Origin of the sequence: Rugamonas fusca, from assembly GCF_014042365.1 — a bacterium.
Lineage (GTDB): Bacteria > Pseudomonadota > Gammaproteobacteria > Burkholderiales > Burkholderiaceae_D > Rugamonas > Rugamonas fusca.
In genome coordinates, this window is sequence record NZ_JACEZS010000014.1 from 141904 (window position 1) to 162895 (window position 20992).

Here is a 20992-nt window from a genome sequence, read left to right on the forward strand (position 1 = left end):
CGCGGAGGACCAAGTGAACCGAACCCCCACCCGTCATTCCCATCCTTCCATGCCGGGCCAGGTGGTGCTGGTGCTGCAGGGCGGCGGCGCGCTGGGCGCCTATCAGCTGGGCGTGTACCAGGCCATGCACGAGGCGGGCGTGGAGCCGGACTGGGTGATCGGCACTTCGATCGGCGCCGTCAACGCCGCCATCATCGCCGGCAATCCACCGCACCACCGGCTCGACCGGCTGCGCCAGTTCTGGGGGCAGATGGAGCAGAACGCGCTGGGATTCTCGGCCATGCCGCGCGCCTGGGCCAACCTGGTGACGATGGGGCAGGGCATCCCGGCCTTCTTCGAACCGAACCTGGCAGCGTGGTGGGGGCCGGAAATACGCCTGGGCGTTGAGCAGGCGGCCTACTACCGCACGGCGCCGCTGCGCACCACGCTCGATACGCTGGTCGATTTCGATTACCTCAATGGCGGTCATGCGCGGCTGACGGTGGGCGCCGTCAACGCCCGTACCGGCGCCATGCGCTATTTCGACACCCGCAGGGAACGGCTGGACGCGTCGCACGTGATGGCCTCGGGCGCCATCCCGCCCGCGTTTCCGGCCGTGCGCATCGCCGGCGAGCCGTACTGGGATGGCGGCATCTATTCCAACACGCCCATCGAGGCGGTGCTGGACGACGAGCCGCGCCGCAGTTCCGTGATCTTTTCCGTACAGGTGTGGAATCCGGACGGCAGCGAACCGCAAAGCGTGCTGGAGGTGCTCGACAAGCACAAGGAGATCCAGTACGCCAGCCGGGCCGGCAACGTGGAGCAGCAGCGCAAGCTGCACCGGCTGCGCCACGTGATCCGCCAGTTGACGCTGCACCTGTCGGACGAGGCGGCCGGCTCGCCCGAAGTGCGCGAGCTGGCCGCCTGGGGCTGCGGCACCACCATGCACATCGTCTCGCTCAAGGCGCCCCGGCTGGGCGGCGAGGACCACACCAAGGACATCGACTTCAGCGCCCAGGGCATACGCCAGCGCTGGCAGGCCGGCTACGACGACACCCAGCGCTTCATCGCGCTCAAGCCGTGGGAGCGGGAAGTGGACCCGATCGAGGGCGTGGCCATCCACGAGCTGCCGCCGGCGCCCTAGCCGCGACCGCGTGGCTTGATTCCCGCGTCGGCCCGCGCCGTCAGGGGATGGGCGCGCCCAGCACCTGGCGGCACACGTCCAGCCACGCGCGCGCCGCGTGCGACAGGTAGCGCCCGTTCCACACGTGCGCCACCTGCCATTGCAGGCGCGGCTCCACCAGCGGCAGCGCATCGAGCTTGCCGATGGCGAGGCGGTGGATGAACGGTTCCGGCACCAGCGCTACCCCCATGCCGGCCGACGCCATCGCCACCAGCCAGTCCCACTGGCCGCTCTGGGCCGCCACCTGGGGCTCGAAGCCGGCCTCGCGGAACGCCGCGCGCAGGCTGCGGGTGAGGGCGAAATCGTCCTTGAGCAGCACCAGCGGCAGCCCGGCCAGGGCCTTGATCGGCAACGTGGTGCGCTTTTTGGGGAAGGTGCCGGCCGCCGCCAGCGCCCACAGCGGGTAGCTGGCGATGCGCACCGTCTCCAGCGGCAGGTCGGGGTCGGCCGGCAGCACTGTCATGCCGATCTCCAGTTCGCCGGCCGCCACCTGGCGCTCGATATCCTGCCCCGTGCCTTCGTGCAGGGTGAGCACGATGTCCGGGTGGCGCTGGCGGAAGGCCTTGAGCACGGGCGTAAACAGCAGGTTGATCATGGGCGGAATGCCCACCGTCAGGCTGCCAGTCCTGGCGGCCTGGATGTCGCGCAGTTCCAGGTTCAGCTGGCGCATGGTGGCCAGCATGTCCTCGCCGCGCGCGTACACCACCTGGCCCGTGTCGGTCAGCGTCAGCTGGCGGCCCTCGCGCACCAGCAACTGGGCGCCCACCTCGTCCTCCAGCTGGCGCACCATCTTGCTGATGGTGGACTGGGTCACGTGCAGCGATTCGGCCGCCAGCGTGAAGCTGTTCAGTTTGACGGTCTCGACGAAGTAGCGCAGCGAGCGGAGGTCCATGAATTTTTCGAATGGATGGATGGAGAATAAGTCATAAAACGCATGCGGCTCCAATTCTATACTGGTTCGTATCCAATCAAGAAGAGCGAGGAGCACCGCATGTACCAAGACCGCATCCGCCGTCCGGCGCTGATGGAAAAACTGATGACAGCCCAGCAGGCCGCCCGCCTGTTCAAGAGCGGCATGACTGTGGGCATGAGCGGCTTCACCCGCGCCGGCGACGCCAAGGCGCTGCCGCTGGCGCTGGTGGAGCGTTCGCGCCAGGAGGCGCTGCAACTGACACTGGTGACGGGCGCCTCGCTGGGCAACGACAGCGACGGCCTGATGGCCAACGCCGGCGTGGTGGCGCGCCGCATGCCGTTCCAGAGCGACGCCGCGCTGCGCCGCAAGATCAACAGCGGCGAAGTGATGTTCATCGACCAGCACCTGTCGGAGACGGCCGAGCAGCTGCGTTCGGGCGACCTGCACGGGATCGACATCGCCGTGGTGGAAGCGGTGGCCATCACGCCCGATGGCGGCATCGTGCCCACCATGTCGGTCGGGAACAGCGCCAGCTTCGTGCAGCAGGCGCGCCAGGTCATCGTCGAGATCAACCTGAGTGCGCCGCTGGCGCTGGAAGGGCTGCACGACATCTACCTGCCGGCGTCGCGTCCGCACCGGGGCGCCATTCCCATGCTCACGCCGTGGCAGCGCATTGGCTCGACCACCATTCCTCTCGATCCGGACCGCATCGCCGCCATCGTCATCACGGACAGCCCGGACAGCCCGTCCAACGCGCTGCCGCCGGACGCCGAGACGGACGCCATCGCGCGCCACGTGATCGCCTTCCTGGAAGGGGAGGTCAAGGCCGGGCGCATGGGGCCGGAGCTGCTGCCGCTGCAGGCTGGCATCGGCACCATCGCCAACGCCGTGCTGCACGGGCTGGTCGATTCGCCGTTCCGCGATCTCACCATGTATTCGGAAGTGCTGCAGGACAGCGCGCTGGAGCTGCTCGATTCAGGCCAGCTGGCGATCGCGTCGGCGTCCTCGATCACCCTGTCGGCCGCCATGCACGACAAGTTCATCCGCGAACTGGAACGCTACCGCAAGCGCGTGATCCTGCGGCCGCAGGAGATCAGCAACCACCCGGAAGTGGTGCGGCGGCTGGGCATCATCGCGCTCAACACGGCGCTCGAATTCGACATCTACGGCAACGTCAACTCCACCCACGTGGGCGGCACGCACATGATGAACGGCATCGGCGGCTCGGGCGACTTCGCCCGCAACGGCGCGCTGTCCATCTTCGTCAGCAAGGCGGCGGCCAAGGGCGGCAAGATTTCGAGCGTGGTGCCGATGGTGTCCCACGTGGACCACACGGAACACGACGTGGACGTGCTGGTGACGGAATGGGGCCTGGCCGACCTGCGCGGGCTGGCGCCGCGCGAGCGCGCGCCGCTGATCATCGAGAAATGCGCCGATCCGGCCTACCGCCCGGCGCTGCGCGCCTACTTCGAGCAAGCCTTGCAGCGCGGCGGGCAGACGCCGCACGTGCTGGAGCAGGCCTTGTCGTGGCATACGCGCTACCGCGATACGGGCGACATGCGTCCGACGACCTCGATCTGACCGTTTTTGAAGTGGCTTGGCCCGGCGACGAATAATCGCCGGGCTTTTTTTATTTTGCCGCCCGAATATTTTGAAGCTGGCAAAAACTGGCCGGCGCCACGCTTGGAGAATCGGGCCAAAACCGGGAAAATAGCGGCATCGGTAACCCCCTCAACACGGAACCAGCAATGACCATCAAAATCAGCCAAAACTTCGACTCCGGCGCCATCGAGGTGCTGCGCGCGGACAGCGCCGCCGCCATCGAACTGAATCTGCGCCAGGATAACAGCGCCGATATCCGCCAGTGGTTCCATTTCCGCCTGCAGGGCGCGCGCGGCCAGGCCTGCACCATGAAGTTCCTGAACGCCGGCACCGCCACCTACGCCAAGGGCTACGAGGATTACCAGGCGCGCGCCAGCTACGACGGCGAGAACTGGTTCCAGGTGCCCACCTCGTTCGACGGCCAGGTGATGACCATCCACCACACGCCGGACCTCGACAGCGTGTACTACGCCTATTTCGAGCCATACTCGTTCGAACGCCACCTGCGCCTGCTCGGTGAAGTGGCCGAGAATCCGGTGGCGCGTGTGCTGGACCTGGGGAACACGGTCGATGGCCGCGACATGAACCTGGTGGTGGTGGGCGACCCCAAGGCCGAAAAGAAGATCTGGTTCATCGCGCGCCAGCATCCCGGTGAATCGATGGCCGAGTGGTTCATCGAAGGCATGATCGACGCGCTGCTGGACGACGCCAACCCGATCGCCCGCAAGCTGCTGCAGCGCTGCGTGTTCTACATCGTGCCCAACATGAATCCGGACGGCTCCGTGCGCGGCAACCTGCGCACCAACGCGGCCGGCGCCAACCTGAACCGCGAGTGGATGACCCCCAGCGCCGAACGCAGCCCGGAAGTGCTGGTGGTGAAGCAGAAGATGCACGAGACGGGCATCGACATGTTCTTCGACATCCACGGCGACGAGGCGCTGCCGTACAACTTCGTGGCCGGTAACGAGATGCTGGAGAACTTCAGCGATGCACGCCGCGCCGCGCAGCAAGCCTTCATCGACCGCTACAAGCAGGCCAGCCCGGACTTCCAGGACAAGTACGGCTACGCGGCCAGCAAGTACAAGGAAGACATGCTGACGCTGGCGTCGAAATACGTGGGCCATCACTTCGGCTGTTTGTCGCTGACGCTGGAAATGCCGTTCAAGGACAATGCCGACCTGCCCGATCCGCACGTGGGCTGGAACGGCGCGCGCAGCAAGGCGCTGGGCGCGGCCATTTTGCAGCCTATCCTGCTGTCGCTGGACTGAGCATGGGCGTCGAGATCGAACGCAAGTTCCTGCTGCGCGGCGACGGCTGGCGTGGCCTGGGCCAGCCCGTGCTGCTGCGGCAGGGCTATCTGTCCTCGCACAAGGAGCGGGTGGTGCGGGTGCGCATCGAGGGTGATCAGGCCATGCTGACCATCAAGGGCCGCACGCAGGGCGCCAGCCGCGGCGAGTGGGAATATCCGATCCCGCTGGCCGATGCGGCCGAGCTGCTGGACGGCTTGTGCGAGCAGCCGCTGATCGAGAAGTACCGCAGCCGCATTGCCATCGGCGGCCACGTGTGGGAAGTCGATGAATTCCTGGGCGCCAACGCGGGCCTGGTGGTGGCCGAGATTGAACTGGGCAGCGAGGACGAGGCGTTCGACAAGCCCGACTGGGTGGGCGAGGAAGTGACGGCGGACGTGCGCTACCTCAATGCCAACCTGATTCGCCATCCCTACACCAGCTGGTAAACGCTATCGTCTTGAACTAAGCTGGAGGGATGGACGAACGGCGTACCGCGCTGGAGGCGCATTGCAATGCTGTCCTGCCGACGTTGGCGACGAAGGCGGACATTGAGGCCTTGCGTGCCGATATGTACAAGATGTCGACCGATACCCATCGGTGGATGCTGGCGTCGCTGATCGGCATATTCCTCGGCTTCGGCGGCCTGTATTTCGCGTCTTCGCGCGAACTGCGGGCGCCGGCCAGCCAAGTGGCGACTCCGCCGGCAGTAACCCAGCAGGTGGCCCAGCCGCCCGTCATCATCTACAACATTCCTCCCGATCCGCGCCCGCCAGCGAAGTAGCACTAGCGAAAATCGCTAGCCCGCGCTGCAGCCGATCGCGAGTGCCGATTCCCAGTTTTCCCGTATTGCCGCCATGCGCGGCGCCCGATAATTGTCGCCAGGTCCGGATGTCCCGGACCGCTTCAATTTCGAAAGGGCCCGCGCCATGCCGCAAGATACCAATGCACTGCGCCTCGACGGCCAGGGCAAGCCGTTGTGGCTGGCCCTGGAACTGACTTACCGCTGCCCGCTCAAATGCTCGTGGTGCAGCAATCCCCTCGACTTCGACGACTACGCCGAGCGTGAACTGAGCACCGAGGAATGGTGCCGCGTGATGCGCGAGGCGCGCGCGCTGGGTGCCTTGCAGATCGGCTTCACCGGCGGCGAACCGTTGCAGCGGCGCGACCTGGAACAACTGGTGGCCTACGCCGAGCAGATCGGCCTGTACACCAACCTGATCACCTCCGGCGTGGGCCTGAGCGACGAACGGCTGCTGGGCCTCAAACAGGCAGGGCTGCGGCAAATCCAGCTGTCCATGCAAGCGACCGATGCCGCCATGACGGACGAGCTGGTGGGCGCCAAGGCCCATCAGCTCAAGCTCGACGCGGCGCGCCGCATCAAGGAGCATGGCTTGCCGATGGTGCTCAACATGCCGGTCGGCCGCCAGAACATCGGCCAGGTGGGGGCCATGATCGCCTACGCGGCCGAGTTGGGTGCGGAATACCTGGAGCTGGCCAACCTGCAGTACTACAACTGGGCCCTGATCAATCGCGATGAACTGATGCCCACGCTGGCCGCCTTGCGCGAAGCGGAAACGGTGGTGCAGCAATGGCGGCAAAAGCTGGGCAAGCGCATGGCCATCTACTACGTGATCCCCGACTACTACGAAGGCCGGCCCAAGGCCTGCATGAACGGCTGGGGCGCCATCCACCTGACCATCGCGCCCGATGGCGTAGCCATGCCGTGCCAGGAATCACGCTCGGTGCCCGGCCTCGATTTCGTGTCAGTGCGCGAACGGCCGCTGGACTGGATCTGGAACGAGTCGCCGCTGTTCCGCAAATACCGGGGCCTGGACTGGCTGCCCGAACCTTGCCGCAGCTGCGACGAACGCGAGAAGGATTTCGGCGGCTGCCGCTGCCAGGCCTTCCTGCTGACGGGCGACGCGTCCAACACCGACCCGGCGTGCGACCGCTCACCACATCACCACCTGATGCAGGCGGCCGTGCACAGCGCGACCAAGCCGCTGCGCTTCCGCAAACCGCTGGTCAAGCGCGTCGCCGGCGTCATGTCCACCGCCTTCATGGAGGATTGAATGCGCTCTCCCTTCGATCATGCCTTGAGCACCCTGTTGTGCGGGGCACTGCTGACCGTCGTGCTGGTGGCGCTGCTGCGCTACGGCGCGCAGTGAGGCCGGCATGGATGCCGCGACTTTCGCCCTCGTCCTGCGCTGGGCACACTTCCTGGCCGGTGTGGTATGGGTGGGGCACAATTATTCGAGCGTGGTGCAGCGCCCGAGCTACATTCCGCTGCAGGCCTCCGACCTGATCGGCGACACCAGCGCGCGTTTCCAGTCCATGCTCAATCGGGAACACGGCATATTTCGCTGGGCCTCGGTGGTGACCTGGAGCGCGGGACTGCTGATGTTGTGGCAGCGCGGCGCGCTGCCCGCCGCCTTGCACCTGCAGGGCGGCCAGGCGCCGATCGGCATCGGCATGTACATCGGTACGCTGATGATGCTGAACGTCTGGTTCGTGCTGTGGCCCCATCAGAAAAAGGTACTGGGACTGGTGCCGGCGCCCGTCGAGGAACGCTTGCGTTGCTCGCGCATCACCCATCTGTCATCGCGCACCAACACCATGCTCTCGGTGCCGCTGCTGTTCTTCATGGCGGCGGGCGCGCACGGCGGCTTGCCGCTCGCATGAACACCAGCTACAACTTCGCGGCCGGCCCATCCGGTTTGCCGGCCGCCGTGCTCGAACGGGCACGCAAGGAGTTGTTCGCGCACGGGGACGACGGCAGCACCGCGTTCGAGCAGCCCTTCACCGGCGAGGCATTCGGCGCCACGCTGGCACGCGCGCGTGCGCGCCTGAGGGACTTGCTGGCGGTGCCGGACAACTATCACATCCTGTTCCTGGCTGGCGGTGCGACGCAGCAGTTTTCCATGGTGCCGCTTAACCTGCTGGGCAATGCGGCGCACGTCGCCTACGCCGACTCCGGCCATTGGTCGCAGCGGGCGATCCGTGAGGCGGGCCGCTACGCGGCCGTCACCGTCGCCGCCCGCTACGAAGGCGAGCGGCCACTGGCGGCGCCGCCGCTGTCCGCCTGGCGCTTGCCCGACGATTGCGCCTATTGCCACATCACGCCCAACGAGACTGCCGACGGCATTGCTTACCCGGCGTTGCCCGACTGCGGCGACGTGCCGCTGGTGGCCGACGTGACTTCCTGCCTGTTGACAGCGCCGCTGGAGGTGGCGCGTTTTGGCCTGTTGTACGCGGCGGCGCAGAAGAACCTGGGTATCGCCGGCATGACGGTGGTGATCGTGCGCGACGACTTGTTGCGGCGCCCGGCACCGCTGGTGCCGTCCAGCTGTGATTACCGTGCGCAGGCCGCGCAGGAGAGCCGCGCCAACACGCCGCCCACCATCGCCATCGCGCTGGCGGGCATGATGTTCGACTGGATCGCGCAGCAGGGCGGGCTGGCCGAAATGCACACGCGCGGCCAGCGCAAGGCCGCCTTGCTGTATGACGCGATCGACGCCAGCGGCGGCTTCTTCCGCGCGCCCGCGGCCCCTGTCCACCGTTCACCCGTCAACGTGCGTTTTGAACTGGCCAATTCCGCGCTGACCGCGCCTTTCATTGAATATTCCGCGCGACGCGGGCTGCACCATTTGCGCGGCCACAGCGCGTTTGGCGGCCTGCGCGCCAGCTTGTACAACGCCATGCCGGAGGAGGGCGTGCGCGCGCTGATCGCCTGCATGGCCGATTTCACGAGGAGTTACGGATGAACGATTGGCTGCGCGCGCTGCGCGAACGTCCTGGACTGGCGGGCGGTGTTGACCGCGATGGCAGCCGCGCCGCATCGCTGCTGGCTTGCGGCTTTGCCGGGGTCGAATTCGGCACCGCCGCGCCGCTGCCCGGCGAAGGTGGCCAACCCGGCGTGGCGGCGCTGGTGCAACGGCTGAAGTCCGTGGTGGGGCTGCCGGGCCGGGCCCGCATCGGCATTGGCCTGGGCATGAATGCGGGCATGGCGCCCGAGGCGCTGGGGGCGCAATGGCTGGCCGGGATGCGCGCCGCCTGGCCGGTGGCCGACTATTTGTGCTTCAACCTGAGTGCCGCCGCCTATCGTCCCTTGCTGCGCCCCGAGTACCACGGTTTGATCGCGGGCGCGCTGGCGACCGTGGCCGCCGAACGCGCCCGGCTGACGGCGCGCGGCGGCCGCCACGTTGGCTTCGTGCTCAAATTGCCGCTGGACGGGCCACGGCCCTGCGCCCCGGCACGCGCGGCGCTGGAATCCGGTTTCGATGCCCTGGTCACTGTGCTGCCCGAACACGCCGCCCGGCTGGACTGGCTGCGGGGCTGGGCCACGGGCGTCGGCGGCGGCGCCATGGTGATCGCCGTAGGCGGCATGCGCAGCGCGCAGGATGTACGGGCAGCATTGCGCGCCGGCGCCGGCGGCATCCAGGTCCATCGCGCCTTCGTCGAGCACGGGGCCGCGTGCATCGCGCCGCTGCGGGCAGGACTGGCCGCAGCGTCTTCGAACTCATGATAATCGCGAGGCGTAACTGGCTGGCCGCCGTTGGCGCGCCGGCGCGGACGACGCGATACTGATCACAGGTGCAGCATGTCGCTGGCCATCCATCGAGGAGAGTCACAATGAATTGGGAAACCCCCGCCTACTGCGAAATCCGTCTCGGCTTTGAAGTGACGGCTTACGTCTACACGCGCTGAGCGTAACGGGAAGCGGCCGCGTGCCGCTTCCTTTTCTTCACCATTTTCTTTGCGAGCGCATCATGTCCCTGTCCGATCACGTCATTCCCCGGCTCGCGCCGCACTATGTGTTCCGTTGGGAGGAAAGCCAGGCCGCCTGGCTGCTGCTGTATCCCGAAGGACTGGTCAAGCTCAATGGCTCGGCCAGCGAAATCATGCAGCGCTGCGACGGGCGGCGCGACGTGGCGGCCATCGTGGCCGAGCTGATGGAGGCGTTTCCCGGCACGCCGGACGAGGTGCAGCGCGGCACGCTGGCCTTTCTCGATGTGGCGTGCGACAAGGGCTGGTTGCGGGTCTGAGCTCACACGTCCAGCAAACCACTGCGCAGCGCCACCATCGTCATCTCGGCCCCGTTGCTGATATTGAGCTTTTGCTTGATGTGATACAGGTGGGTGCCCACCGTGCTGGGGCTGAGGTGGAAGTCCTGCGCCACCGCGTTCACTGAGCGGCCCTGGGCCAGTTGCATAAACACCTGCATTTCCTTCTCCGTCAGGGTGCTGGCGGGATCGGCGTCGCCGGACAGGTTGGCCAGCGCCACGGCCTGCGCCAGTTCCGGATCGATGTAGCGCCGCCCCTGGCCCACCTGGCGCACGGCCCGTACCAGTTCGTCGGGCTGGCAGCGCTTGCTCAGGTAGCCCAGCGCGCCGGCCTTGAGCGCGCGCATCGGCACGATGCTTTCGTGATAGGCCGACAGCATCAGCACCCGCGCGCCGGGCCGGTGCGCCAGCAGGCGCGCCAGCGCCGCCAGGCCGCCCATGCCGGGCATCGAAATGTCCATCACCAGCACGTCCGGCGCCGCCTGCTCGAACAGGGTCAGCGCCGTCTCGCCGCAATCGGCCTCCAGCACGCGGGCCGTGCCCGCGCCTTCCAGCAGCAGCCGGAAGCCCTTGCGCACGATGGCGTGGTCGTCGGCCAGCAGCACCGTCATATTGTTCAATACCGTATTCATCGATGTCATCCTGAAGTGAGGTTCAGCGCATCTCGTCGAGCCGGACGCCCTGGACCGGCAGCCGCACGCACAGGCGTACGCCTTGTCCGGGCTGGCTCGTGATGGACAGCTCGCCCTTGAGTGCGAGCGCGCGTTCGCGCATGCCTTGCAATCCGAATCCGTGCGGCTGGCTGGCGCTGGTCGGCAGGCCGCGCCCATCGTCGGTCAGCGACAATTCCAGCCAGTCGCCGTCGTGCCGGCGGCACAGCACCAGCGCCACCCGCAACTGGGCCGCACCCGCGTGGCGCGCCACGTTGGTCAAGCCTTCCTGCAGGATGCGCAGCAGCGCCAGTGCCACCGCGTCGTCCACTGGTGCGGCATCGGCGCATAAGTCCACCTGCAGCGCCAGTTGCGGGTAGTGCTGCTGCCATAACGACAGGTGGCGCTGGATGGCCAGGTTCAGGTTTTTGGTGTCGCCGCATGCCGGGCGCAGTTGCTGCAGGATGTGGCGTATGCCTTGCTGGATGTCGTTGGTGACGGCGATGATGCTTTGCGCGTGGCCGTGCAGCGCCGCCTGGCCGGCCGTGCGCTGGACGATGGCGCCAGCCAGCGCGCGCACGGCGGTGATGCCTTGCGCCAGTTCGTCGTGCAGTTCGCGGGCGATGCCGCTGCGCTCGCGTTCGACGCTGGCTTGCATCAGCTGCGCCAGTTCGCATTCGCTGTACAGGCGCACGTTGTCGTTCACGGCTTGATCGAGGCGGTCGGCCATGCCGTTGTAGGCATGCGCCAGCAGGTTCAGTTCGCGCGCCGCGTAGACAGGCAGGCGCAGGTCGTGCCGGCCGCGTCCCGTGCGTTCGAGTGCGCCGCGGATCTGCTCCAGCGGCGCGAGGGCGCGGTCGAGCAGGTGGCGGGTCGCCAGGAACAATAGCGCCAGCAGGGCGCCGGCCCACAGGGCCATGGTTTGTGCGCTGTCCCACGCGTCCACGCTGGCGCGCGAGGGATCGGGCGTGAGGATCAGGGTCAGTCCGCCGGCCACGATGCGGCGCGGCTGCACATGCGGGTCGATCAGGCGCGCGAACCAGGCAGGCGCATCGCGTCCGGCTTTGTAAAGCGGCGCTGGCGACACGTACAGCAGCTGGCCGGTGGCGTCGAACGCGCTCAGGGCGTTGGCCCGGACGCGCCCGGCGGAGCGCACCCGGGCCAGCAACTGCTGGTCGGAGGCCGCGTCCGGCCCGGCCTCCGGCGCACCGGCGAGGACGGTCAGCCATTGCTCGCAGACGCGGGTGCCGGCCGTGATTTCCTCGTCGATGCTGGCGCGCGTCGCTTGCAGCCACTGTGCGCCCAGCGCCAGCGTCAGGCAGGCCGCCACGGCCGTCAGCAGCAGGCTGATACGGGTGCGCAGGCTCAGCGGCCCCAATCGTGCCGCTCTGCTCGCCGTTCCCGCTGTTGTGTTGCCCATCGCAGCCTCCTTCCAGTGGAGGAGGATGCAAGAAATGTACCGTTGATCTCAGGCGGGGGAGGGAAGGGATGTGTGCCGATTCGTACCAGCACTTCGTTGCCGCCGTGTTCCGTCCCGGAGCATCGTCCGGGTGGCGGAACACGACCAGCCCGCGCGCGTGCGCGGGCTGGCCAGCTTGCGTTGCGCTTGCTGGGCGCCGGTCAGTGGAAGTGCTCGGTGCCCGTGGGCGCGTCTTCCGGCATTTCCGCGTGGGCCAGTTCGCCCGTGGGGTCGGCGAACAGGGGCGCGCCGCAGTCGTCGCAGAACTCGACCACGTAGCGCTCGTTGTGCTTCTTCACCACGGTGACGCCGGCCTCGTTCAGGCAGCGCACGATCTCGTCCACCGGCGTGACCGGCTTGCCCAGCGGGCCGTCGGCGCCGCCCTGGCCCGGACCTTCGGGCGGCGTGCCTTCCTCGTCTTCCTGGCCATACAGCGGCCACACCACGCCGTAGATCACGTCCGTGCTCTGGCGCTGGGTGAAGGCGATGCGGTATTCATCGATCTGGCCGTCGGACGATTCCTCGCCGAAGCCGGCGATCACGGCGCGCAGTTCGGACGGCTCCACCGACAGGGTGTTGGTCAGGTAGTGCACGGCGGCGCGGATCGATACCGGGCGGATCAGCTTGTCGGCCTCGCGGCAGGCCATGTAATACGCTTCGGGCAGCAGCAGGTCGATGCCGCAGCCGGGCATCAGGCGGGCCACGGTCGGCATGGCTTGGGTGCGCCATTGTTCCAGCGCGGCCGAGCGCTCGGCGCTGAAGTTGGCCTGGTGCGCCGGCATCTGCCAGCGGAACAGCGGCGAACCGGCCGGCGCCACCACGGCCACCAGCAGGTAGCGGGTGTCGGCCAGGAAGGGCGCCGTTTCCGGAATCTTGGTTTCGGCCTTCAGCGTGGCACCCTTGAGCGCGGCCTGGCCCAGCTTGAGCGTCTTGCCGTAAGTTTCCACGTGGGTGCGCGGCAACTGGTCGATCGAGTACAGCGTGGGCGACATGGCCATCTGCGTGCCGTCGGCCAGCAGGTGGGCCGAGAAGTGGGTCGACAGCGTGCCCAAAATGTCGGCGGGGATGGGACCGGAGGCGATGGCGAAGCGGGTCCAGGCCAGGATGGGGGCGGCCACCAGCAGCACGTCGTACTGGTGCGGCACGCCTTCCACGTCCTGCGTGATGGTGGCGGACTCGCTGACCGCTTCCACGCCATCCATCAGCACGTCGTAGGCATTCAAGTCTTGCTTGAACAGGTTGCCCAGCGTGGTGTCGATGGTGTCCTGGTGGCCGGTCTTGAGGAGTTTCTGGAGCTGCGCATCGAGGCTGTGTTCCCAGGCCCGCTCTTCGATACGGCTGGCCGCCTGCCCCACGGCTTGGGCATAGGCGACGAGGCGTTGGCTCTCGGCAGACAATTTATGGGATGAATCTTTTGATGGACGACGCATAGCGCTATAAAGCTCTCATGTAGTGAAAAAAAGCGGTTCAGTTATCAGTCAAACAGATGATAACCCTTATCCCCCGTATTGTAGTGGATTCGCTCGATAATCGAGCAATCGTAGCCGGCCAGCGCATTTTTTGCGGAACGCCGGGAACGCCGCGCCGTTCGCGTGCATCTAATGCGGCATGACCACCCCGCTGACAGAAAGTTCCATCATGCAGCCCAACCCGATACCAGCCTTGCCCGACCTGCCCGACGCCGAGCTGGCGCGGCGCGTGGCCGCCGGCGAGCGCGACGCCTTCACGCTGCTCATGCGGCGCTATAACCGCAGCCTGTACCGCGCCGCCCGCAGCATCCTGCGCGACGATGCCGAGGCCGAGGATGCGTTGCAGGATGCCTACCTGCTGGCCTTAGCCGCCATCGGCCAGTACCGCGCCGAGGCGAAGCTGGGCACCTGGCTCACGCGCATCGTTGTCAATGCAGCGCTGGCGCAGGCCCGGCGCGGACGCCGGCGTGCCGCCGTGATCCAGTTGGATGGCAGCGCCGAACCAGGGGAGGAACAGGACATGCGTAACGGCGCCCACGCCACGCCAGAAGACGCCGCCTTGCGGACCCAGATGCGCCAGTTGCTGGAGCAATCAATCGACCAGTTGCCGGAAGCGTTCCGCACCGTGTTCATGCTGCGCGCGGTGGAGGAGATGAGCGGCGAGGAAGTGGCGGCCTGCCTCGATATTCCCGAAGCGACCGTGCGCAGCCGCTACTTCCGCGCCCGCAGCTTGTTGCGCGCGGCGCTGGCGCAGCGGGTCGACGTGGCGCTGGAGGATGCGTTCGGCTTCGACGGCGCGCGCTGTGACCGCATCGTGGCCGGGGTGCTGGCGCGCCTGTGAACGGCGCCCGGAGCGAATTCACGTAGTACTTACACCAAGGAGAATCACCATGTCTTTTCTGATCAAACCTGATGGCGCCGCGCTGGCCCAGCCCCGGCGCCTGTTCCTGGGCCAGTCCGGCCTGCTGTTGTCCGGCGCCGCCGTGGCCCTGCTGGCCGGGCGCGACGCGCTGGCGGCCAAGGGGGCCGCCACCCCGTCCGATATTGAGATCCTCAACACGGCGCTGGGCGCGGAACTGGAGGCGGTGGCCGCCTACCAGCTGGGGGCCGACAGCGGCCTGCTGCTCAAGCCCACGCTGGACCTGGCCGTCACGTTCCAGGGCCACCACAAGGCCCACGCCGGCATCCTGTCGTCCACCATCGCCAAGCTCGGTGGCAAGCCGGTGCAAGCGAAGGCCAAGTACGACTTCCCGGTTGACGCGCTGAAGACGCAAACGGACGTGCTGCGTTTCGCGGCCGGGCTGGAGAAGGGCGCCGTGAGCGCCTACCTGGGCGCGGTGCCGCTGTTCCGCGACCGCGAGCTGGCCAAGGCCGCCGCCAGCATCCTCGGCGACGAAGCGATGCACTGGGCCGTGCTGCGCAACGCGCTGGGCGAGGAGCCGGTGCCGGCCGCCTTTATGGGGTGAATGGCGGCGGGCAGTCCACTGCGTAGTGGACGTTGCGCCCAATACTGGAGCGCCGCTATCGCTGAGTCTCCGGCGTCGTCCGCGAGCGGCAGTTCCCTGCTAGACGGCGTCGTCCGCGAGGGGCAGTTCCCTGCTATCCGGCGTCGTCTGCAAGGGGCGGTCCCCTGCTATACGGCGTCGTCTGCAAGGGACTGACCCCAGCGCCGCTGCGTCACACCCAGACCGGGCAGCATAACCGCAGGGTCTGTCCCCCAGCCTGCAGTCGAGATGCACCGGGGACAGACCCTCGACACGCCACTGGCCATGGTCCTGGCCGCCGTCCGTGGGGTCAGTCCCCTGCATTGCGTCCGTGGGGTCGGTCCCCTGCATTGCGTCCGTCGGGGCAGTCCCCTGCATTGCGTCCAAGAGGGCAGCCCCCTGCGTCGCGGACGGTACACGTAATATGCGATGGTTGGCACTGTTCCCCAACAAAAAAACGCCGGACGAATCCGGCGTTTTTGCCTGGCGGTGAACGCTGTTTAAGCAACCAGCAGCTGGCGCAGCACGAAGGGCAGGATGCCGCCGTGCTTGTAGTAGTCCACTTCGATCGGGGTGTCGATGCGCAGCAGCAGCTGCACTTCGCGGGTCGAGCCGTCGGCGCGGTGGATCACCAGCGTGGCTTGCTGTTGCGGCTTGATCTCGCCTTCCAGGCCCTTCAGGTCGAAGGTTTCGTTGCCCGTGATGCCCAGCGATTCCACGCTGTCGTTGCCCAGGAATTGCAGCGGCAGCACACCCATGCCCACCAGGTTGGAGCGGTGGATGCGCTCGAACGAGCGGGTGATCACGGCCTTCACGCCCAGCAGCTGGGTGCCCTTGGCGGCCCAGTCGCGCGACGAGCCGGTGCCGTACTCTTCGCCGCCGAACACCATGGTCGGCGTGCCTTCGGCCACGTACTTCATGGCCGCGTCGTAGATCGACATCTGCTCGCCGGACGGCTGGTGGATCGTGATGCCGCCTTCCACGGCCGAACCGTCCGCTTTCGGCGGGATCATCTTGTTCTTGATGCGCACGTTGGCGAAGGTGCCGCGCATCATGATCTCGTGGTTGCCGCGGCGCGAGCCGTAGGAGTTGAAGTCGGCCTTGGTCACGCCGTTGGCCAGCAGCCATTTACCGGCCGGGCCGTCTTCCTTGATCGAGCCGGCTGGCGAGATGTGGTCGGTGGTGATCGAGTCGCCGAACACGCCCAGCGCGCGCGCGCCCGTGATGCCGGTGGCGGCCGCCTTCGGCGTCATCTCGAAGCCTTCGAAGAACGGCGGCTCGGCGATGTAGGTCGAGGACGGCCAGTTGTACACCTGGCCTTCGGTGGTGGCCACGTTTTCCCACAGCTTGCCCGGATTGCCCTTGACGTCGGCGTAGTTGGCCTTGAACACTGCCGAGTTCATGGCGAACTTCATCAGCTTGGCGATCTCGGCCGAAGTTGGCCAGATGTCGCCCAGGTAGACGTCGTTGCCATCCTTGCCCTTGCCCACGGGTTCGGTCATCAGGTCCACCGTCATGTTGCCGGCGATGGCGTAGGCCACCACCAGCGGTGGCGAGGCCAGGAAGTTGGAGCGGATGTTCGGGTGGATGCGCGCTTCGAAGTTGCGGTTGCCCGACAGCACGGCCGAGGCGACGATGTCGTTGGCGGTGATGGTGGCGTTCAGCTCCGGCGTCAGGTCACCGGCGTTGCCGATGCAGGTGGTGCAGCCGTAGGCCGCCACGCCAAAGCCCAGTTGCTCCAGGTAGGGCAGCAGGCCGGCGGCCGTCAGGTATTCCGTCACCACGCGCGAGCCGGGGGCCAGCGAGGTCTTGATGTGCGGCGCCACCGTCAGGCCCGCTTCCACGGCCTTCTTGGCCAGCAGGCCGGCGCCCAGCAGCACGCTCGGATTGGAGGTGTTGGTGCACGAGGTGATGGCGGCGATCAGCACGTCGCCATTCTTGACGTTCACGCCAGTGCTGGTGGTGTAGGTCTGGCCCAGGTCGGCGGCCTTCTTGTTGAAGCCGTTCTCGGAGGTGGGCTTGGAGAACAGCTCGATGAAGTTGTTCTTGACGTTGCCGATTTCGATACGGTCCTGCGGGCGCTTGGGACCGGCCAGCGACGGCGTCACGCTGCCCAGGTTCAGTTCCACCACGCGGGTGTAGTCGATCTCGCCGGCCTTGGGCACGCCGTACAGGCCCTGGGCCTTGAAGTAGCCGGCAAAGGCGGCGATTTCTTCCTTGGTGCGGCCGGTGCCTTCGAAGTATTCGATGGTGGCGTCGTCGACGGGGAAGAAGCCCATGGTGGCGCCATATTCAGGGGCCATGTTGGCGATGGTGGCGCGGTCGGTCAGCGACAGCGTTTCCGTGCCTTCGCCGAAGAATTCGACGAACTTGCCGACGACCTTCTCTTTGCGCAGCAGTTCGGTAATGGTCAGCACCAGGTCGGTGGCGGTGCAGCCTTCGCGCAGCGCGCCCGTCAGGTTCACGCCGATCACGTCCGGGGTCAGGAAGTACACGGGCTGGCCCAGCATGCCCGCTTCCGCTTCGATGCCGCCCACGCCCCAGCCGACCACGCCGATGCCGTTGATCATGGTGGTGTGCGAGTCGGTGCCGACCAGGGTGTCCGGGTAGTACACGCCCTCATTGTCCTTGTGCACGCCGCGGGCCAGGTATTCGAGGTTGACCTGGTGCACGATGCCGAAGCCCGGTGGCACCACGCCGAAGGTGTCGAACGCCTGCATGCCCCACTTCATGAACTGGTAGCGCTCGTTGTTGCGCGAGAATTCCAGCTTCATGTTCAGGTCCAGCGCGCCCTTTTCGCGGAAGTGGTCGATGGTGACCGAGTGGTCCACCACCAGGTCCACCGGCACCAGCGGCTCGATCTTCTTGGCGTTGATCCCCATCTTGCTGGCCACGTTGCGCATGGCGGCCAGGTCGGCCAGCAACGGCACGCCGGTGAAGTCCTGCAACACCACGCGGGCCACGACGAACGGGATTTCATCGGTACGCTCGGCGGTGGCGCCCCAGTTGGCCAGCTGCTTGACGTGTTCCTCCGTCACTTTCTTGCCGTCGCAGTTGCGCAGCACCGATTCCAGCACCACGCGGATCGAGACCGGCAGGCGGGAAATGTTGGTGCCCAGGCTCTTTTCCAGGGCCGGCAGCGAGTAGAACTTGCCTTTCTTGCCGGCCGAAATGGTGAAATCCTTCAGCGTGTTCAGAGTGTTGCGGGACATGGGTTCTCCTTCGGGGGTCGTTTATTATTGATCGCAGGAAAAACAGTACGGCGCGGCGCCAGGGCCGGCGCCGCCAGTGCTAAAAACGGTGTGGATTACAGCTTGGCGTCGGCGGCCGGCGCGGCCAGGCTGACGGCCTTGTTCTGTTCCGCGTTGCGGCATTCGTTGGCCAGCTGGTGGCCGCCCTTGGAGTCCAGCAGCATGCTCTTGGCGGGGATACCGATCCACACCAGGCCCAGCAGCTTGTTCTCGAAGCGCTGGGCGCCCGTGGTGGTGCCCACGCGGGTCAGGCGCATCAGGCGCTTTTTCCAGCGCAGCGCGATATGGCTGTCGTCCGCGTCATTCTTGTACAGCGTGATCTTGTTGCCCAGTTCGCAATCGAAATCGACCACGGTGGCGCCCGTCACGGATGGCTCGTCGGCGTCCGGATCGCCCGATGTGGGTGCGGCGGCGGTGGCGGCCGTGTGGACCTTGTGTTTGGCGGGTTTTTTCACTTCCGCCTGGGCGCTGGTGGCCAGGGTCAGGGAAGCGAGCGCGAGGCTGCATGCCAGGAAAAGTTTAGAGATGGACATGTTCATGCCTCCTTGGTGGGGTCGCTGGGACCGTTGTTGATCATGGCGGCCACTGATTCGGGCAGCGTGAGCCCGGCCAGTTTGGCCCGTTGTAAAACGGTCCAATAATATCGGTAGCTGGCGCGGTCGTGCAAGCGTCCGTTCAACGAGATCGGGCCCCATTGCACCTGGGCCGCCTCGTGCAGGATGGTTGCTGCCTCGTGCACTTCCGACACGCGCGGCGTGAAGGCCTTGATCACGGGCTTGATCTGGCTCGGGTGGATGCTCCACATGCGCGTGTAGCCGAGTTCGGCCGCCGCGCGCTGGGCGTCGTTGGCCACCACGGCCGTGTCCTTGATTTCCGTCGTCACGTTATGCGACGGCACCTTGCCGTGCGCGTGGCAGGCGGCCGCGATTTCCAGCTTGGCGCGCACCACCAGCGGGTGCGCGAACTGGCCAGGCGTGCGCATGGCGTTGCCGGGCACGGCGCCGTAGTGGGCCGACACGAAGTCCATGATGCCGAACGACAGGCATTCGACCTGGGGCAGGGCGGCGATGGCGTGCACCTCGTGCAGCGCGCCATGGGTTTCGATCAGCACGTGGATCGGCAAGTCCTCGCGGCCGGCCGCTTTGGCGTGGCGGTTGACGAGGGCGATGGCGTCCTTGGTCTCGCGCGCGCTGTTGACCTTGGGCAAGACCAAATAGGCCAGCTTGGGCGCGGCGGCGCAGATGATGGCCACGTCGCGTTCGAAATGGGGGCTGGCCACGTCGTGCACGCGGGCACCGATGCGGTTGAACTTGTTCTCGTCCGACAAGAGCAACTCGGCCACCAGGCGCGCGTGGGCCTCCTCGTTGCCGGCGCTGGCGCCGTCCTCGCAATCGAGGGTGATGTCGAACACGGGGCCAAGCTCTTGTTGCAAAGCAATCGACTTGCGCATCAGCTTTTCGGCGCCGGCGTAATGGTCGCACACGGGCAGCAACAGCGGCTGACGATTGCCCTGGAATAAAACCTCGGATGGATGCATGCGGGTAGTGGAAGTAGAAACAGGGGAGTTGAAATGCAAACCCGCCGCGTCGCTCGGGGCGGCGCGGCGGGTGCGGCGGATCGGTAGTTCAACCGGGTCCACGGGAGGGTATTACGGCAGCAGGTGCTTGACGCCTTCGCGCTCTTCGGTCAGTTCCTTCAGGGTCAGGTTGATGCGCTCTTGCGAGAAGGCATCGATTTCCAGACCTTGAACGATCTTGTATTCGCCGTTTTCGGTGGTGACAGGGAAGCCGAACACGGTGCCTTCAGGGATGCCGTACGAACCATCCGAAGGAACGCCCATGGTGGTCCACTTGCCGGCCGTGCCCAGTACCCAGTCGTGGATGTGGTCGATGGCGGCGTTGGCGGCCGAGGCAGCCGACGACAGGCCGCGCGCTTCGATGATGGCGGCGCCGCGCTTGCCCACGGTCGGCAGGAAGGTGTTGGCGTTCCATTCCTGGTCGTTGATCATGTCCTTGACCGATTTGCCGTTCACGGTAGCGAAACGGTAGTCGGCGTACATGGTCGGCGAGTGGTTGCCCCACACGCACAGCTTTTCGATGTCCTTGACGGCGGTGCCGGTCTTGGCGGCCACTTGCGACAGGGCGCGGTTGTGGTCCAGGCGCAGCATGGCGGTGAAGTTCTTCGCTGGCAGCGAAGGAGCCGATTTCATGGCGATGTAGGCGTTGGTGTTGGCAGGGTTGCCCACCACCAGCACTTTCACGTTGCGCGAAGCGACGGCGTCCAGCGCCTTGCCCTGCACCGTGAAGATCTGGGCGTTCGCTTCCAGCAGGTCCTTGCGCTCCATGCCTGGGCCGCGGGGACGGGCGCCAACCAGCACGGCCACGTCGGCGTCCTTGAAGGCGGTCATCGGGTCGGAGTGGGCGGTCATCTCGGTCAGCAGCGGGAACGCGCAGTCGTCGATTTCCATCATGACGCCTTTCAGCGCTTTCTGGGCTTTCTCGTCATTGATTTCCAGCAGTTGCAGGATCACTGGTTGATCCTTGCCGAGCATGTCGCCGTTGGCGATGCGGAACAGCAGGGCGTAGCCGATCTGGCCGGCGGCGCCGGTCACTGCAACACGCATTGGGGTTTTAGCCATGATGAATCTCCA

The 20992-nt window shown here is 66.5% G+C and carries 21 protein-coding genes; 13 read left to right on the forward strand and 8 right to left on the reverse strand.

Going from position 1 to position 20992, the window contains the following annotated elements:
* Positions 1–49: 49 nt before the first annotated feature.
* Entirely contained in the window at positions 50–1123 is a 1074-nt protein-coding gene (locus H3H36_RS17010) for a patatin-like phospholipase family protein (RefSeq protein ID WP_182219319.1), read from the forward strand.
* Between the two features lie 40 nt (positions 1124–1163).
* Here the strand turns inward: H3H36_RS17010 and H3H36_RS17015 are convergent, their stop codons facing one another.
* Positions 1164–2054 carry a LysR family transcriptional regulator gene (locus H3H36_RS17015; protein WP_182219283.1) on the reverse strand — a complete coding sequence of 297 codons (891 nt, stop codon included), beginning with the start codon at positions 2052–2054 and terminating at the stop codon, positions 1164–1166.
* 99 nt (positions 2055–2153) lie between these two features.
* Here H3H36_RS17015 and scpC point away from each other — a divergent pair, with 99 nt between their 5' ends.
* The 10 genes from scpC to pqqD all read left to right on the forward strand — a co-directional run bounded on the left by scpC (position 2154) and on the right by pqqD (position 10011).
* Positions 2154–3656 (forward strand): succinyl-CoA:acetate CoA-transferase ScpC, encoded by a 1503-nt coding sequence (gene scpC, locus H3H36_RS17020; protein ID WP_182219284.1) that lies wholly within the window; start codon positions 2154–2156, stop codon positions 3654–3656.
* A 167-nt stretch (positions 3657–3823) separates the two neighbouring features.
* Positions 3824–4945 carry a M14 family metallopeptidase gene (locus H3H36_RS17025; protein WP_182219285.1) on the forward strand — a complete coding sequence of 374 codons (1122 nt, stop codon included), beginning with the start codon at positions 3824–3826 and terminating at the stop codon, positions 4943–4945.
* A gap of 2 nt (positions 4946–4947) precedes the next feature.
* Entirely contained in the window at positions 4948–5412 is a 465-nt protein-coding gene (locus tag H3H36_RS17030; RefSeq protein ID WP_182219286.1) for a CYTH domain-containing protein, read from the forward strand.
* Positions 5413–5441: 29 nt separating this feature from the next.
* Positions 5442–5747 carry a hypothetical protein gene (locus H3H36_RS17035; RefSeq protein WP_182219287.1) on the forward strand — a complete coding sequence of 102 codons (306 nt, stop codon included), beginning with the start codon at positions 5442–5444 and terminating at the stop codon, positions 5745–5747.
* Between the two features lie 145 nt (positions 5748–5892).
* Entirely contained in the window at positions 5893–7038 is a 1146-nt protein-coding gene (pqqE, locus tag H3H36_RS17040) for a pyrroloquinoline quinone biosynthesis protein PqqE (RefSeq protein WP_182219288.1), read from the forward strand.
* 103 nt (positions 7039–7141) lie between these two features.
* Positions 7142–7648: a urate hydroxylase PuuD gene (locus H3H36_RS17045; protein WP_182219289.1), complete on the forward strand. Its 507-nt coding sequence runs from the start codon at positions 7142–7144 to the stop codon at positions 7646–7648.
* Positions 7645–8730 carry a 3-phosphoserine/phosphohydroxythreonine transaminase gene (serC, locus tag H3H36_RS17050; RefSeq protein WP_182219290.1) on the forward strand — a complete coding sequence of 362 codons (1086 nt, stop codon included), beginning with the start codon at positions 7645–7647 and terminating at the stop codon, positions 8728–8730. The genes H3H36_RS17045 and serC overlap by 4 nt, the downstream gene beginning before the upstream one ends.
* Entirely contained in the window at positions 8727–9491 is a 765-nt protein-coding gene (locus H3H36_RS17055; RefSeq protein WP_182219291.1) for a dihydroorotate dehydrogenase, read from the forward strand. Before serC ends, H3H36_RS17055 begins: the two co-directional genes overlap by 4 nt.
* A gap of 107 nt (positions 9492–9598) precedes the next feature.
* The gene (gene pqqA, locus H3H36_RS27735; protein WP_182155479.1) at positions 9599–9673 is read left to right on the forward strand and encodes a pyrroloquinoline quinone precursor peptide PqqA; all 75 of its coding nucleotides are present in this window, start codon (positions 9599–9601) and stop codon (positions 9671–9673) included.
* 62 nt (positions 9674–9735) lie between these two features.
* Entirely contained in the window at positions 9736–10011 is a 276-nt protein-coding gene (gene pqqD, locus H3H36_RS17065; RefSeq protein WP_182219292.1) for a pyrroloquinoline quinone biosynthesis peptide chaperone PqqD, read from the forward strand.
* Positions 10012–10013: 2 nt separating this feature from the next.
* Here pqqD and H3H36_RS17070 read toward each other — a convergent pair whose 3' ends face one another.
* The 3 genes from H3H36_RS17070 to H3H36_RS17080 form a co-directional block, all read right to left on the reverse strand.
* Complete coding sequence (locus H3H36_RS17070; RefSeq protein WP_182219293.1) at positions 10014–10661, reverse strand: response regulator; 648 nt, start codon at positions 10659–10661, stop codon at positions 10014–10016.
* A gap of 22 nt (positions 10662–10683) precedes the next feature.
* The gene (locus H3H36_RS17075) at positions 10684–12099 is read right to left on the reverse strand and encodes a sensor histidine kinase (RefSeq protein WP_182219294.1); all 1416 of its coding nucleotides are present in this window, start codon (positions 12097–12099) and stop codon (positions 10684–10686) included.
* 200 nt (positions 12100–12299) lie between these two features.
* Entirely contained in the window at positions 12300–13568 is a 1269-nt protein-coding gene (locus tag H3H36_RS17080) for a DUF2863 family protein (protein WP_182219295.1), read from the reverse strand.
* 178 nt (positions 13569–13746) lie between these two features.
* Between H3H36_RS17080 and H3H36_RS17085 the strand changes: the two genes are divergently transcribed.
* Entirely contained in the window at positions 13747–14448 is a 702-nt protein-coding gene (locus H3H36_RS17085; protein WP_375539602.1) for an RNA polymerase sigma factor, read from the forward strand.
* A 49-nt stretch (positions 14449–14497) separates the two neighbouring features.
* Positions 14498–15073 (forward strand): ferritin-like domain-containing protein, encoded by a 576-nt coding sequence (locus H3H36_RS17090; protein ID WP_182219296.1) that lies wholly within the window; start codon positions 14498–14500, stop codon positions 15071–15073.
* A 518-nt stretch (positions 15074–15591) separates the two neighbouring features.
* Here H3H36_RS17090 and acnA read toward each other — a convergent pair.
* The 4 genes from acnA to H3H36_RS17110 all read right to left on the reverse strand — a co-directional run bounded on the left by acnA (position 15592) and on the right by H3H36_RS17110 (position 20980).
* Positions 15592–18303 (reverse strand): aconitate hydratase AcnA, encoded by a 2712-nt coding sequence (gene acnA, locus H3H36_RS17095; protein ID WP_182219297.1) that lies wholly within the window; start codon positions 18301–18303, stop codon positions 15592–15594.
* Positions 18304–18398: 95 nt separating this feature from the next.
* A complete protein-coding gene (locus tag H3H36_RS17100; protein WP_182219298.1) occupies positions 18399–18875 on the reverse strand; it encodes a hypothetical protein in 477 nt (158 codons plus the stop codon).
* 2 nt (positions 18876–18877) lie between these two features.
* Entirely contained in the window at positions 18878–19879 is a 1002-nt protein-coding gene (locus tag H3H36_RS17105; protein ID WP_182219299.1) for an HpcH/HpaI aldolase/citrate lyase family protein, read from the reverse strand.
* A gap of 111 nt (positions 19880–19990) precedes the next feature.
* A complete protein-coding gene (locus H3H36_RS17110) occupies positions 19991–20980 on the reverse strand; it encodes a malate dehydrogenase (RefSeq protein ID WP_182219300.1) in 990 nt (329 codons plus the stop codon).
* Between the last annotated feature and the right edge of the window lie 12 nt (positions 20981–20992).

Coding starts and splice junctions, on each gene's coding strand:
- H3H36_RS17010 (WP_182219319.1), top strand. CDS start 50: ATGCCGGGCCAGGTGGTGCTGGTGCTGCAGGGCGGCGGCGCGCTGGGC.
- H3H36_RS17015 (WP_182219283.1), bottom strand. CDS start 2,054: ATGGACCTCCGCTCGCTGCGCTACTTCGTCGAGACCGTCAAACTGAAC.
- scpC (WP_182219284.1), top strand. CDS start 2,154: ATGTACCAAGACCGCATCCGCCGTCCGGCGCTGATGGAAAAACTGATG.
- H3H36_RS17025 (WP_182219285.1), top strand. CDS start 3,824: ATGACCATCAAAATCAGCCAAAACTTCGACTCCGGCGCCATCGAGGTG.
- H3H36_RS17030 (WP_182219286.1), top strand. CDS start 4,948: ATGGGCGTCGAGATCGAACGCAAGTTCCTGCTGCGCGGCGACGGCTGG.
- H3H36_RS17035 (WP_182219287.1), top strand. CDS start 5,442: ATGGACGAACGGCGTACCGCGCTGGAGGCGCATTGCAATGCTGTCCTG.
- pqqE (WP_182219288.1), top strand. CDS start 5,893: ATGCCGCAAGATACCAATGCACTGCGCCTCGACGGCCAGGGCAAGCCG.
- H3H36_RS17045 (WP_182219289.1), top strand. CDS start 7,142: ATGGATGCCGCGACTTTCGCCCTCGTCCTGCGCTGGGCACACTTCCTG.
- serC (WP_182219290.1), top strand. CDS start 7,645: ATGAACACCAGCTACAACTTCGCGGCCGGCCCATCCGGTTTGCCGGCC.
- H3H36_RS17055 (WP_182219291.1), top strand. CDS start 8,727: ATGAACGATTGGCTGCGCGCGCTGCGCGAACGTCCTGGACTGGCGGGC.
- pqqD (WP_182219292.1), top strand. CDS start 9,736: ATGTCCCTGTCCGATCACGTCATTCCCCGGCTCGCGCCGCACTATGTG.
- H3H36_RS17070 (WP_182219293.1), bottom strand. CDS start 10,661: ATGAATACGGTATTGAACAATATGACGGTGCTGCTGGCCGACGACCAC.
- H3H36_RS17075 (WP_182219294.1), bottom strand. CDS start 12,099: ATGGGCAACACAACAGCGGGAACGGCGAGCAGAGCGGCACGATTGGGG.
- H3H36_RS17080 (WP_182219295.1), bottom strand. CDS start 13,568: ATGCGTCGTCCATCAAAAGATTCATCCCATAAATTGTCTGCCGAGAGC.
- H3H36_RS17085 (WP_375539602.1), top strand. CDS start 13,747: ATGACCACCCCGCTGACAGAAAGTTCCATCATGCAGCCCAACCCGATA.
- H3H36_RS17090 (WP_182219296.1), top strand. CDS start 14,498: ATGTCTTTTCTGATCAAACCTGATGGCGCCGCGCTGGCCCAGCCCCGG.
- acnA (WP_182219297.1), bottom strand. CDS start 18,303: ATGTCCCGCAACACTCTGAACACGCTGAAGGATTTCACCATTTCGGCC.
- H3H36_RS17100 (WP_182219298.1), bottom strand. CDS start 18,875: ATGTCCATCTCTAAACTTTTCCTGGCATGCAGCCTCGCGCTCGCTTCC.
- H3H36_RS17105 (WP_182219299.1), bottom strand. CDS start 19,879: ATGCATCCATCCGAGGTTTTATTCCAGGGCAATCGTCAGCCGCTGTTG.
- H3H36_RS17110 (WP_182219300.1), bottom strand. CDS start 20,980: ATGGCTAAAACCCCAATGCGTGTTGCAGTGACCGGCGCCGCCGGCCAG.